Origin of the sequence: Nocardia sp. SSK8 (assembly GCF_037034205.1) — a bacterium.
In the GTDB taxonomy this organism is placed as follows: Bacteria; Actinomycetota; Actinomycetes; order Mycobacteriales; family Mycobacteriaceae; genus Nocardia.
In genome coordinates this window covers 50,921-63,695 of sequence record NZ_JBAGKD010000016.1, presented here as the reverse complement: position 1 = coordinate 63,695, position 12,775 = coordinate 50,921, and the positions used below count along the sequence as shown (strand labels likewise).

12 protein-coding genes are annotated in these 12,775 nt (G+C 68.0%); 3 read left to right on the top strand and 9 right to left on the bottom strand.

Translation table 11 applies throughout. The features are described 5' to 3' along the window. Positions 1 to 50 precede the first annotated feature (50 nt). From WA675_RS24675 to WA675_RS24665, 3 genes are all read left to right on the top strand, one after another. Positions 51 to 1,529 carry a sensor histidine kinase gene (locus WA675_RS24675; RefSeq protein ID WP_336087558.1) on the top strand — a complete coding sequence of 493 codons (1,479 nt, stop codon included), beginning with the start codon at positions 51 to 53 and terminating at the stop codon, positions 1,527 to 1,529. A gap of 153 nt (positions 1,530 to 1,682) precedes the next feature. Further along, on the top strand, positions 1,683 to 2,372 hold the full coding sequence (locus WA675_RS24670) for a response regulator transcription factor (protein ID WP_336087557.1): 690 nt from the start codon (positions 1,683 to 1,685) through the stop codon (positions 2,370 to 2,372). Positions 2,373 to 2,723: 351 nt separating this feature from the next. Continuing rightward, positions 2,724 to 3,179 (top strand): YfbM family protein, encoded by a 456-nt coding sequence (locus WA675_RS24665; protein WP_336087556.1) that lies wholly within the window; start codon positions 2,724 to 2,726, stop codon positions 3,177 to 3,179. Between the two features lie 67 nt (positions 3,180 to 3,246). Here WA675_RS24665 and WA675_RS24660 read toward each other — a convergent pair whose 3' ends face one another. The 9 genes from WA675_RS24660 to WA675_RS24620 form a co-directional block, all read right to left on the bottom strand. Continuing rightward, complete coding sequence (locus WA675_RS24660; RefSeq protein WP_336087555.1) at positions 3,247 to 5,814, bottom strand: ATP-dependent Clp protease ATP-binding subunit; 2,568 nt, start codon at positions 5,812 to 5,814, stop codon at positions 3,247 to 3,249. Positions 5,815 to 6,065: 251 nt separating this feature from the next. Then, on the bottom strand, positions 6,066 to 7,007 hold the full coding sequence (locus WA675_RS24655; RefSeq protein ID WP_442945716.1) for an esterase/lipase family protein: 942 nt from the start codon (positions 7,005 to 7,007) through the stop codon (positions 6,066 to 6,068). Between the two features lie 64 nt (positions 7,008 to 7,071). Continuing rightward, a complete protein-coding gene (locus WA675_RS24650) occupies positions 7,072 to 7,635 on the bottom strand; it encodes an anthrone oxygenase family protein (RefSeq protein WP_336087554.1) in 564 nt (187 codons plus the stop codon). 127 nt (positions 7,636 to 7,762) lie between these two features. Continuing rightward, positions 7,763 to 8,386: an FHA domain-containing protein gene (locus WA675_RS24645; protein ID WP_442945715.1), complete on the bottom strand. Its 624-nt coding sequence runs from the start codon at positions 8,384 to 8,386 to the stop codon at positions 7,763 to 7,765. A gap of 189 nt (positions 8,387 to 8,575) precedes the next feature. Next, on the bottom strand, positions 8,576 to 8,938 hold the full coding sequence (locus WA675_RS24640) for a histone-like nucleoid-structuring protein Lsr2 (RefSeq protein ID WP_336087553.1): 363 nt from the start codon (positions 8,936 to 8,938) through the stop codon (positions 8,576 to 8,578). A gap of 115 nt (positions 8,939 to 9,053) precedes the next feature. Continuing rightward, positions 9,054 to 10,520, bottom strand: a complete 1,467-nt coding sequence (lysS, locus tag WA675_RS24635; protein WP_336087612.1) for a lysine--tRNA ligase — start codon at positions 10,518 to 10,520, stop codon at positions 9,054 to 9,056. A gap of 277 nt (positions 10,521 to 10,797) precedes the next feature. Further along, on the bottom strand, positions 10,798 to 11,220 hold the full coding sequence (locus WA675_RS24630) for a rhodanese-like domain-containing protein (protein ID WP_336087611.1): 423 nt from the start codon (positions 11,218 to 11,220) through the stop codon (positions 10,798 to 10,800). Between the two features lie 8 nt (positions 11,221 to 11,228). After that, a complete protein-coding gene (locus WA675_RS24625; RefSeq protein ID WP_336087552.1) occupies positions 11,229 to 11,825 on the bottom strand; it encodes a cysteine dioxygenase in 597 nt (198 codons plus the stop codon). A gap of 159 nt (positions 11,826 to 11,984) precedes the next feature. Further along, positions 11,985 to 12,767 (bottom strand): type III pantothenate kinase, encoded by a 783-nt coding sequence (locus WA675_RS24620; RefSeq protein ID WP_336087551.1) that lies wholly within the window; start codon positions 12,765 to 12,767, stop codon positions 11,985 to 11,987. Positions 12,768 to 12,775 lie beyond the last annotated feature (8 nt).

The following is a 12,775-nucleotide window of genomic DNA, read 5'->3' as shown; positions in this document are numbered from 1 at the left end:
ACGGGCGCAGGCCGACGCGCGGGGCACCCACACGCAATAGGGTGACAGAGGTGGGAGCGTCTGCGAAGTGGGAGCGTGGCTCGGTCGTTCGAGACTGGGGCCTGGCGGTGGTTGTCGCGCTGATCCAGCTCGCCGGGAGTTCCGGCGCGAACGGGCATCAGACGGGGGTGCGCTCGCTCGACGCGTTCGCCTACCTGTTGCTGCTGGCCGGGCCCATCGCGCTGGGTTTCCGGCGGTTGCTGCCGGAGCCGGTGCTGCTGGTGGCGCTGCTCGCGGCGGTGTCGTATGTGCTGCGCGACTACGGGTACGGGCCGATCTTCCTGTCGCTGGTGATCGCCTTCCTCACCGCGGCGGTGCGCGGATCGCGCTGGCGCACCTATCCATTGGTCGCGCTCGGGTTCGTCACCATGGTGTGGCCGGTGCCCGCGCTGCTCGGGCGGCATACCGATGCCTGGCAGGTGTTCGGGCTGCTGGCCTGGATGGGCGTGCTGGTCGGGATCGCCGAGGGGATCCGGCTGCGGCGGGCGGTGGTGCTGGCCCGTGAGCAGCGGGCCGAGGCCGCCCGACGCGACGAACAGGCCCAGCAGGCCAGGGCCGCCAGCGAGGAGCGGCTGGCCATCGCGCGCGAGCTGCACGATGTGCTGGCGCACAGTCTCTCGCTGATCAACGTGCAGTCCTCGGTGGCGCTCGAGCTGTTCGACCGCAAACCGCAGCAGGCGGCGGCCGCGCTGGCCACCATCAAGACCACCTCGAAAGAGGCGCTGGCCGAGGTGCATACGCTGCTGCACGCCATCCGCAGCGGTGCGGCGGTCGCGCCCGTGCCCGAGGAACCCGTCGAAACCGCTGCGGCCGTGACGGATTCACCCGCACTTTCCGCTCCGGCCGCGCCGCCACGGCCCGCGCCGCGCGCACCCGCGCCCTCGCTCGACGACCTCGACACGCTGCTGGAACGCACCCGCGCGACCGGGCTCGTCGTCGAAACCAAGATCATCGGCACACCCAAGAAGCTGCCCAGCGTGATCGATGTGGCCGCGGCCAGGATCATCCAGGAATCGCTGACCAACGTCATCCGGCACGCGCCGGGCGCCGCCGCCACCGTCACGCTGCGCTACACGCCGGAATCGATCGATGTCACCGTCGACAACACCCGCCCCACCGGCACCGCCGTGCGTTCCGGCCCCGGCGGGAACGGGATCATCGGAATGCGCGAGCGGGCCCACGCGCTCGGTGGGGCGCTGACGGCCGGACCGCGGCCCTCCGGTGGTTTCCGGGTCGCGGCGCGACTGCCCGCGCGGCCCGCGGGTTCCGCACCGGCGCGGGCCGTCGGCCGGGCCGCGGGTGCCGACGCCTCGTCCGCGCTGGGAACGAGCCGGACCGATTCGAGCGGCGAGGCGGCCGACCGGGCATCGGCGAGTTCGTCGTCGGCACGCTCCGCCGAGTCGGGATCGTGGACCACGGACGCACGGCCCGCCGAGACCGCCCCGGGACGAGATCGAGCGAGCGGCGGACAGAGCGAGGCCACCGCATGAGGGTGAACACGGCCGCCACGCCCGGCCGCGACGGATCCACCGGGGCGACCGAGCGTGACGGGTCCGCGCGGCCGCCCGCCCGGCCGTGCGGGCCCCCATGAGCGAGCAGTCCGCGACGATCCCCGCATAGGCCAGCCGGACGAGGAGGACCACGTGAGTGAGCCACATCAGGGCGGTGGGCGCCGGACCCGGGTCCTGGTCGCCGATGATCAGGCGCTGGTCCGGGGCGGGTTCGTCGCGCTGCTGGACGCGCAGGACGACATCGAAGTGGTCGGCGAGGCCGACAACGGCGAGCAGGCCGTGCGGATGACCCGCTCGCTCATGCCCGATGTCGTGCTCATGGACATCCGCATGCCGATCCTCGATGGCCTGGCCGCCACCCGCATGATCGCCGACGATCCGCACCTGGGCGCGGTCCGCGTCGTCGTGCTCACCACCTTCGAGCTCGACGAATACGTCTTCGAGGCGATCCGCGCCGGTGCCGCGGGCTTCCTGGTCAAGCACACCGAACCCGCCGATCTGCTGCGCGCGGTCCGCGTGGTCGCCGCGGGCGACGCCCTGCTCTCCCCCGGCGTCACCCGCCGCCTGCTCGCCGAGTTCTCCACCCACGCCAAACAACCCCCACCCGCCGCCCTTGCCGACCTCACCGACCGCGAACGCGAGGTCATGACCCTGGTCGCCGAGGGCCTCACCAACGCCGAGATCGCCGCCCGCCTCTACCTCAGCCCCGCCACCGCCCGCACCCACGTCAGCCGCATCCTCACCAAACTAGACGCCCGAGACCGCACCCAACTGGTCGTCCTCGCCTACGAATCGGGCCTGGTCCGCCCGGGCTGGCAATAACCCCTTCCTACGCACCTCTCTGTGGTGGAGCTCGAACCCGAAGTCGCCACCTGGCTTCGATCACTGACAGACCGCGAGTTCGCCCAGGTAGACGTGTATGTGGGCATGCTCGAGCGGTTGGCCCACGCACTGGAGGTACGCTTCGTCGCCCGCGCGGTGAGATCAGCGAAGCCGACTACCGGGCCAGGCTCGCGGTATTGAACGAACCGCGCCGGGCCGAGAAGAAGTAGGTGCCGTGATGCGGTTCCCGCGCATGCTGGCTCTGGCCGCCGCACGCCGACCGGTTGTCGGTACCCGCTGATACGTTCGCCGCACGGACAACGAACAGGGGTGGGATCAGTGGGAATTGCGATGTCGTTTCATCCGGTCAGCGAGGACGACCTCGCCCGGGCACGGGTCGACGAGCAGTGGGCACGCGAGGGGATCTTCGAGCTCGAACCGGCCCCCGACCAGCCGCTCGGCGGTGTGGACAAGGCCTGGCACGGACTGGCTTACCTGCTCGAGTCCGCCCGGACCGGGGTCGGTCTGCTCTTCGACGCCGAACCACTGGATACCGACGGCCATCTCTTCGGGTGGAGCACCGAATTGGTGGCCCATGCCGCCGAGCGGCTCGGCACCGTCACCTTCGACCAGCTCGCCGCGCACTACGACCCGGAACGCATGGACGCGGCGAGTATCTATCCGGGCTTCTGGGCGAGGGACCCGGACGACGGCCGCGAGTACCTCGAGGACAACCTGGTCGAGCTGAAGAAGATCTTCGCCTACGCGGCGGACCATCGTTCCTGCCTCGTCCAGCACCTGGGCTGACCGGCCCGGATACGACGAGAGCCCGCCCCCGGCGCGATGCCGGGGGCGGGCTCTGTCGTTCAGCCGATTACTCGCCGGAGGCGGCGGCTTCGGGCGCGGTGCCCTCGGCGGCGCCGGTGAGGACGACCTCGGGCTTGTCGTCGCCCGCGGGGGCCTTGGTCAGCTTCGCCTTGCCCGCGAAGGTGAACTTGGCGTCCTCGCCCTGCCCCTCGCCGTTCCAGCCCTCCACGTCGACCGTGATGGTCTGGCCTGCGCCGATCTCGCCGAAGAGGATCTTCTCCGAGAGCTGGTCCTCGATCTCGCGCTGGATCGTGCGACGCAGCGGGCGGGCGCCCAGGACCGGGTCGAAACCGCGCTTGGCCAGCAGGGCCTTGGCCTGCTCGGTCAGCTCGATGCCCATGTCCTTGTTCTTCAGCTGCTTGGCGACGCGGGCGATCATCAGATCGACCATCTCCACGATCTGCTCGCTGGTGAGCTGGTGGAAGACGATGACGTCGTCGATGCGGTTGAGGAACTCGGGGCGGAAGTGCTTCTTCAGCTCGTCGTTGACCTTGAGCTTCATCCGCTCGTAGTTCGACCCCTCGGCGTTGGCCTGGGTGAAGCCCAGTCCGACGGCCTTGGAGATGTCGGAGGTGCCCAGGTTCGAGGTGAAGATCAGCACGGTGTTCTTGAAGTCGACCGTACGACCCTGACCGTCGGTGAGACGGCCGTCCTCGAGCACCTGCAGGAGGGTGTTGTAGATCTCCTGGTGCGCCTTCTCGATCTCGTCGAACAGCACCACCGAGAACGGCTTGCGGCGCACCTTCTCGGTGAGCTGGCCGCCCTCCTCGTAGCCCACGTACCCGGGCGGGGCACCGAACAGGCGCGAGGCGGTGAAGCGGTCGTGGAACTCGCCCATGTCGATCTGGATGAGCGCGTCGTCGTCGCCGAACAGGAAGTTCGCCAGCGCCTTGGACAGCTCGGTCTTACCGACACCGGACGGACCGGCGAAGATGAACGAGCCCGAGGGGCGCTTGGGGTCCTTCAGACCGGCGCGCGTGCGGCGGATCGCCTTGGAGACGGCCTTGACGGCGTCTTCCTGGCCGATGATCCGCTTGTGCAGCTCGTCTTCCATGCGGAGCAGACGGGTGGTCTCCTCCTCGGTGAGCTTGAAGACGGGGATGCCGGTCCAGTTGGCCAGCACCTCCGCGATCTGCTCGTCGTCGACCTCGGCCACGACGTCCAGATCACCGGAACGCCACTGCTTCTCCCGCTCGGCGCGCTTGGCGACGAGCTGCTTCTCCTTGTCGCGCAGACGCGCGGCCTTCTCGAAGTCCTGCGCGTCGATGGCGCTTTCCTTCTCGCGGCGGGCGTCGGCGATCTTGTCGTCGAACTCGCGCAGGTCCGGCGGCGCGGTCATCCGGCGGATGCGCATGCGCGCGCCCGCCTCGTCGATGAGGTCGATCGCCTTGTCCGGCAGGAACCGGTCGTTGATGTAGCGATCGGCCAGCGTCGCTGCGGCGACCAGGGCACCGTCGGTGATGGACACCCGGTGGTGCGCCTCGTAGCGGTCGCGCAGACCCTTGAGGATGTTGATGGTGTGCTCGACGGTCGGCTCGCCGACCTGCACCGGCTGGAAGCGGCGTTCCAGGGCGGCGTCCTTCTCGATGTACTTGCGGTACTCGTCGAGGGTGGTCGCGCCGATGGTCTGCAGCTCGCCACGGGCCAGCTTCGGCTTCAGGATCGAGGCCGCGTCGATGGCGCCCTCGGCGGCACCCGCGCCGACGAGCGTGTGCAGCTCGTCGATGAACAGGATGATGTCGCCGCGGGTGTTGATCTCCTTGAGCACCTTCTTCAGGCGCTCCTCGAAGTCACCGCGGTAGCGGCTGCCCGCGACCAGGGAACCCAGGTCGAGGGTGTAGAGCTGCTTGTCCTTGAGGGTCTCGGGGACCTCGCCGTTGACGATGGCCTGCGCCAGGCCCTCGACGACCGCGGTCTTACCGACACCGGGCTCACCGATCAGCACCGGGTTGTTCTTGGTGCGGCGGCTGAGCACCTGCATGACGCGCTCGATTTCCTTCGAGCGGCCGATGACCGGGTCGAGCTTGCCCTCGAGGGCGGCCTGGGTGAGGTTGCGGCCGAACTGGTCGAGCACCAGCGAAGTGGACGGGGTGCCCGCCTCACCGCGCGAGCCGGAACCCTCGACGGGCTCCTTGCCCTGGTACCCGGACAGCAGCTGGATGACCTGCTGACGGACGCGGTTCAGGTCGGCACCGAGCTTGACCAGCACCTGGGCCGCGACGCCCTCGCCCTCGCGGATGAGACCGAGCAGGATGTGCTCGGTACCGATGTAGTTGTGGCCGAGCTGCAGCGCCTCGCGCAGGCTCAGCTCCAGCACCTTCTTCGCGCGCGGGGTGAAGGGGATGTGACCGGAGGGGGCCTGCTGGCCCTGCCCGATGATCTCCTCGACCTGGCTGCGCACACCCTCCAGCGAGATGCCAAGGGACTCCAGCGACTTCGCCGCCACGCCCTCGCCCTCGTGGATCAACCCAAGCAGGATGTGCTCGGTGCCGATGTAGTTGTGGTTGAGCATCCGGGCCTCTTCTTGGGCCAGGACCACGACACGCCTCGCGCGGTCGGTGAACCTCTCGAACATCGCTCCCTCACTCTCCTGCTCCGACATTCTGGCAACTGACGCCGACCGACAACTGTCGCCGTCAGCCTGCCATGAAGCCCGGGGGTTGCGGCCCCCGCCATCCACTCTAGTTGGCAGGGCATTCCGCCGCCGCCGGTCCATCCTATTGATGACCGGCGGCAACATGGTCATTCACTCATAACGCGCACGTCGCGGCATTCGTTTCCCCTGGAGTTTTGCCTACAGCGAAATATGACGGCGCGGTGTCGGCCTCAGCCGGTGAAGGGCGGCACGAACTCGCACGGGACCGGGGCCTGCCGGGCCGGGTCCAGGGCGTTGAGGACGAATCCGGCCGCGCGCGGGCTGCCCGCGATGGCCATGTGCTCGGAGTAGTCCTGGGCGCACCCGTCCTGGACCACGTGCGCGGTGGCATTCGGGCCGGGGACCAGGCCGGAGGTGTACGGGACAACCAGCTCGTCGAGCACGGTCACCACATTGGTGTAGGTGACCCGCGGATCGTAGACACCGTCGGCGTTGAGGGCGGTCATGAACGGCGAACCGGTGAGCATCTGCCCGCAGGCCTGGCACAGCGAGGTGGCGACGGCGTCGAAGGCCGGGCCCGCGCCGAGCGCGCGGCTGAAGGCGGCGATATCGCCCGCGCCCGCCGCGTTGGTGCCCAGCCAGGGCGGGGCGATGGCGGCGAACTTGTCGACCTTGTCGCCGCCGCCGAGCCGCTTGATGTAGTAGTTGCCCACGATGTTGCCCTGGGAGTGGGCGACGAAATCGACCTTCGCGGCTCCCGTGCTCGCCAGCACCCGGTCGACGAAGGCCGACACCTCCGCCCCGCTCTGCTCGATCGGGCGCATGCCGCCGATCGCCGTGATCGGCCAGGGCAGCGGGTAGGCGCCGTAGGTGAGCGCGAAGACGCAGTACCCCTCGTTGGCCAGCAGCGGCGCGTAGACGCCCCAGTTCGTCTGGGCCGCGCCGCCGGTGCCGTGCAGCAGGACCACCGGGTTGGGATGCTCGGCCGAGGGGACGCACCCGAAATCGTTGGATCCGGGCAGCGAGCCGCCGGGATTGGTGAGTTCCGGCGCGATCCCGGCGAAGAAGTTGTAGTCCACCGGGTACTCGGCGGCGGCCTGGCCCGCGCCGCCCATCCAGCCCAGCACCGCGGCGGCGGCGATGACCAGCAACGATCGTGTCCTGCGTCGCATCGGCGACCCCCATCACTAGAACCTGTTCCATGATCATGGAACAGGTTCTAGTGATTTCGTGGCGCTACCGGCCGGTAACCAGCGACTGCGTCTGGGACAGCACGGGGGCGGCTTCGGCCGAGCCGGACCGCCCCTGCTGCACGCCCGCCGCGAACAGCGCGCCGCACAGCACCAGGAACGCCGCCGTGTGCAGGACCGCGCGCACGATGTTCCAGCGCACCCAGCTCGCCTCGAAGTCCGCGCGCACCGCGGCGAGATCCGCGATCAACGCCGGATCGCCCGCCGCCATCAACGCGTCGTTGAGCGGGACATTGAGCGCGGTGGTGACCGCGAAGGCGATCACATTGAGCGCCAGCGCGATCGCCAGCCAGATCAGCGTGGCACGGTGCTCGCGGCCCAGACTCACCACCGCGGCCAGCGCGCTGAAACCGACGGTGCCCAGAAAGCCGAACATGAACCAGGGGTTGATGATCACCACATTGATCTTCTGCATGACCTCGATCAGCGTGCGGGCGTCGGTGCGGGCCAGCGCGGGCATCACCGAGATCGCGTAGGCGTAGAAAGTCCCCGCGATCAGGCCGGTGCTCAACAGCGCGAAGACGATGGCGGACAACCGGATTGCGTACATTTCCCAGGCTCCTGACTCCCGATTCCGGAGCGGGGAATCCGTGCTCCGGCGTTGAGATCAGTCAACCGGGTGGCGGTCCGCGCCGACATCGTTCAGACGCTCGCCCACCTACGCGAGCGTCGTGGGCTCACAGATCGTGATCGGAGATCATCCCGCTCTGCATGGCCAGCGCGGCCAGCCGGGTGCGCTTCTGGTTCTGCGGCAGGTTCTCGACGCCGAACTTCGCGAAGAGGGCACGCAGGTGGGTCTTGATCGCATCGATGGAGAGGAACAATTCCTCGGCGATCTGCTGATTGGAGGCGGGGGTCGCGAATCCGGCGCCGTGTTTGTACGGGCGGCACAGCGCGACGAGCACCGCGCGCTGGGTATCGGTGAGCGAGCGCATGGTGGGAATGGCCGCGGCGGCGGCATGGGTGGCGTCGTCGACCACGCCGCCGAAATCGAAGAAATGCAGCAGGGTGGTGCCGACACGGATGCGATCACCGGGGCTCAGGCGACGGCGGCCGATGAGACGTTCGCCGTTGACGAAGGTGCCGTTGCGGGACAGGCCATCGTCGATGATGGTCCAGTGCGTGCCCAGATGCTCGACCGCGGCGTGCAGGCGGGAGACCTCGGCATCCCAGCCGAGCACGAGATCGGCCTGGACATTGCGACCGATGGTGAACCGCTGCCGTTCCGGGACCAACGGCAGTTCGTGCTGCCGACCGGTGTTGTCGGTATACCGCAGGAACGAACTGGCTGCTTCGGTCACTGTGTCGATACCTTACCTACCTCGGAGGCCCCCTTCAGCGATCCCATTCTATCTCCCGGGGTTCCCGGCCCGGATCATGCTGTCCACCAGCGTTTTCCGAGACGCCTGAGGGGCCGATCCGGGCAGGTGGTCCTGCGGTGGATCGGCCCCTCGGGCGCGGAGACGAACGGCGCGACGAGCGCCCGCCGGCTAGTTCTTGCCGACCTCTTTGTTGTAGGCCTCGGTGATGTCGGCCGAGATACGGCCACGGGCCGAGACCTTGTGGCCCTTACGGCGGGCCCATTCGCGAATGGCGGCGCTCTGCTCGCGGTCCATGGAAACGCGGCTCTTGCCCTGCGGCGCGGGCGCACCGGCGGCCTTCACCCGGCGACGGCCACTCACGCGGCGGGCGTTGGCGACCCACTCGTCCAGCCCTTCGCGCAGGCGAGCCGCATTTTCCTCCGACAGATCGATCTCGTACGAAACCCCGTCGAGCGCGAACTCGATGGTCTCGTCCGCGATGGACTCACCGTCGACATCGTCGATCAGGCTAACGGTGACCTTCTTTGCCATGAGATGAACGTCCTCTCGAAATCGTCAAGCCTGCCTCCAGGCCGAATACCCGAGGCAAGAATACCCCGAAATGCGAAATTTCCAACACGAGACCTTCGCCCCGCAAATTGACTGGTCAGCGACTAGTCGGACGCACAATCGGGAACAGGATCGTTTCCCGGATTCCCAAACCGGTCAGTGCCATCAACAAGCGATCGATTCCCATACCGGTTCCGGTGGTCGGCGGCATGCCGTGTTCCATCGCGGCGAGGAAGTCTTCGTCGAGCACCATCGCCTCGTCGTCGCCCGCCGCGGCGAGCCTCGCCTGGTCGACGAAGCGTTCCCGCTGGATCACCGGGTCGACCAACTCCGAATAGCCGGTGGCCAACTCGAACCCGCGGACATACAGATCCCACTTCTCCGTAACCCCGGACTTCGTGCGATGCTGACGGGTCAGCGGAGATGTCTCGACCGGGAAGTCGCGGACGAAAGTCGGTGCGTAGAGCTTGTCACCATAGGCATGTTCCCACAGTTCTTCGACGAGTTTGCCGTGACCGTAGCCCTTACCCGTGGGAATTTCCAGACCCACCCGATCGGCGAGCGCCAGCAATTCTTCGACAGTGGTTTCCGGAGTGACCTCGACACCGATCGACTCCGACAGCGAGGGATACATCTCGACGGTCGTCCACTCGCCACCGAGATCGTATTCCGTCCCGTCGGCGAGGGTCACCACCAGGGTCCCGAAAGCCTCCTGCGCGACTTCCTGGATCAATTCCCGGGTCATCGTCGCCGAGGTGTCGTAGGTACCGTAAGCCTCGTAGGTTTCCAGCATGGCGAACTCGGGCGAATGGGTCGAGTCGGCGCCCTCGTTGCGGAAGTTCCGGTTGATCTCGAAGACCTTCTCCAGGCCGCCGACCACGCAGCGCTTGAGGAACAGTTCCGGCGCGATGCGCAGGAAAAGGTCCATGTCCAGGGCGTTGGAGTGGGTCACGAACGGGCGCGCGGCGGCGCCGCCGTGGATGGTCTGCAACATCGGGGTCTCGACCTCGAGGAAACCGCGGCGCTCCAGCGCGGTGCGCAGCGCGCGGACCACGTTCACCCGGGTCCGAGCCATTTCCCTGGCCTCCGGGCGCACGATCAGGTCGACATAGCGCTGCCGGACCCGCGACTCCTCGTTCATCTCCTTGTGCGCCACCGGCAGCGGCCGCAGCGACTTGGCCGCCATCGACCAGGAATCGGCCATCACGCTCAATTCGCCGGTGCGCGAGGAGATGACCTCACCGTGCACGAAGACGAAGTCGCCGAGGTCCACATCGGACTTCCAGGCGGCCAGCGCCTCGGCACCCACCGCGGCCAGGCTGATCATGGCCTGCAGCTTGGTGCCGTCGCCCTCCTGCAGGGTGGCGAAACACAACTTGCCGGTATTGCGCACGAAAATGACGCGACCCGCGACACCGGCCCGCAGACCGGTCTGGGTGTCGGGCTCCAGATCCGGGTAGGCGGCCCGAATTTCGGCCAGGGTGTGCGTGCGCGGCACGACGACCGGATAGGCCTCCCCGCCCTCGGCTAGCAGCCGTTCCCGCTTGTCCCGGCGAATCCGCATCTGCTCGGGGACATCACTGTCCACGGCGGAACTGACGGCGCGGCCGGTCTCGGCAGGGTTAGGGGTGCTCACATCCGATAACAGTAGCGTGCGCCGAAAATGGATTCGCGCGCTCCCCGGACAAACTCCCCGGTCATCGGAGCCCACCCCGCCCATTCCCCGGCCGGATGCAACCCACGTCACACAACTGAAACACAACGAGCCCTGAAACGACACGCGGACAACACAACTCACCCCGCCGTCCGGCACGCGGACAGCGGGGTGATCGAACGGCGAACTACAACGCGGCCAGCGAGTCCAGTTCGCGGGCGAAGTGCGGGACACCGACGCCGACGGTCAGCATGCCCGCGGACTTCAACGCCTGGTATCCGCCGATGAGATCGGTGGCCCGGTGCAAACCGAGCTGTTGCAGCGAGGCCGCGGCCAAACTCGAGGTGTAGCCCTCCGAGCAGAAGATGATCCATTCCACGTCGTGGTCCGCCGCCAGCGACAAGCGGGCCGAGGAGGTGGGGTCCAGCCGCCATTCCAGGACATTGCGCTCGATCACCAGCGCGCCCGGCAGCGCGCCTTCGCGGACCCGCTGGGCGGCGGGGCGGATGTCGACCAGAATCGCGCCCCTGGCCAATGCGGCGGGCACGTCGTAGACATAGAGCCGCTGTAGCTCCGCGCGGGCGTTCTCGAGCATCTGATCAATCGTCAAACGACTCATCACAGGTCACCTTCGGGCTGGTCGGTGAGGACAGTTTTGGTGCGCCGCAGGGTGCCGTGACCGGTCACCTCGTAATACGACATCGCCGACAACGGCGGGGAATAGGCGTGCACGCTGAGCGTGGGGTCGAGCGGGCCGACGGATTCGGCCGCGGCGGGCGCGCGCACCACGTCGTGCACCCAGCCGATCGGGAAAGATGCCTGGTCACCAGCGGCGAGGGTGCGCCTGCGCAGTTCCGAACCGTTCCAGCGGAATTCCGAGAGCGCGCCGCTGAGCACGGTGAGCGCGCCGAGCGAACCGGCGTGGTCGTGCAGGTCGGTGGACTTACCGGGGGTCCAGCTGATCAGCCAGACGTCGACCTCGTCGTCGTGCTGCAGGCGGGTGGCCCAGCGCTGTTCGGTGGGCCAGATGCCGTCGGCGGGTAACAGGTGGTCGTAGCGACCGGCGAGGACGTCTTCGGCACCCTCGTCGGTCAGCCGCAGCAGATCGGCCGGACGCAGGCGGGTCGGCAGCGCCGAGGCGATGGCCCGGTCGAGCGGGGGCGTCGCGGAGTATTCGTCGCGCGCGGACGAAAGGGAAAGGACAGAAGAACGCATGAGCGCATCTCCAGAAGGTGTGGATCGGTCGAGGGGAAAACGTCAGCCTCGAACGGTCGAGGCAGGTCAGCCTCGACAACACTCCTGGGTGCTCACACGGAAATACACAAGCGTGAGTTTAGCAGGTCATGATCAGCGGAGTCGATCATGACCTGCGTCTCACTTCTTGTTGCGCTCGTAGACGTGGCGCAGGCCGGTCAGCGTGAGATGCGGCTCGTGGGAATCGATCGTCTCGGATTCCGGGACGATGAGCGGGGCGCCCGCGCCGGTGCCCACCACGGTGACATCGCTGCCCGCGAAGGCGTCGAATTCGTCGCGGATGCGGTCGATCAGGCCGTCGACCAGGCCAGCGAAGCCGAAGACCGCGCCCGACTGCATGCACTCCATGCTGTTCTTGCCCAGCACCGAGCGGGGGCGGGTGAGTTCCACCCGCCGCAGCGCGCTGCGTTCGACCAGCGCCTCGGTGGCGATCTCCACGCCCGGCGCGATCACCCCGCCGAGGAACTCGCCCTTGGCCGAGACCAGGTCGACGCAGATGGCGGTGCCGAAATCGACCACGATCGCCGGGCCGCCGAACTGGCGGTAGGCGGCCAGGCAGTTGACGATGCGGTCGGCGCCGACCTCCTTGGGGTTGTCCACCAGCAGCGGGATGCCGGTGCGCACACCGGGTTCCACCAGCACGTGCGGCACGTGCGCCCAGTAGCGGGCGAGCATGGTGCGCAGCTCGCGCAGCACCGGCGGCACGGTCGACAGCGCCGAGACGCCGATGACCTGGTCGAGCTCGTCACCGACCAGCCCGCGCACCTGCATGGCGAACTCGTCGGCGGTGAGCAGCGGGTTGGTGTGGATGCGCCAGTGGCGCACCAGCTTCGCATGGTCCCCGGAGCCGGAGATCAGGCCCAGTTCGATCCCGGTGTTGCGGACGTCGATCGTCAGCAGCATCTCGCGAC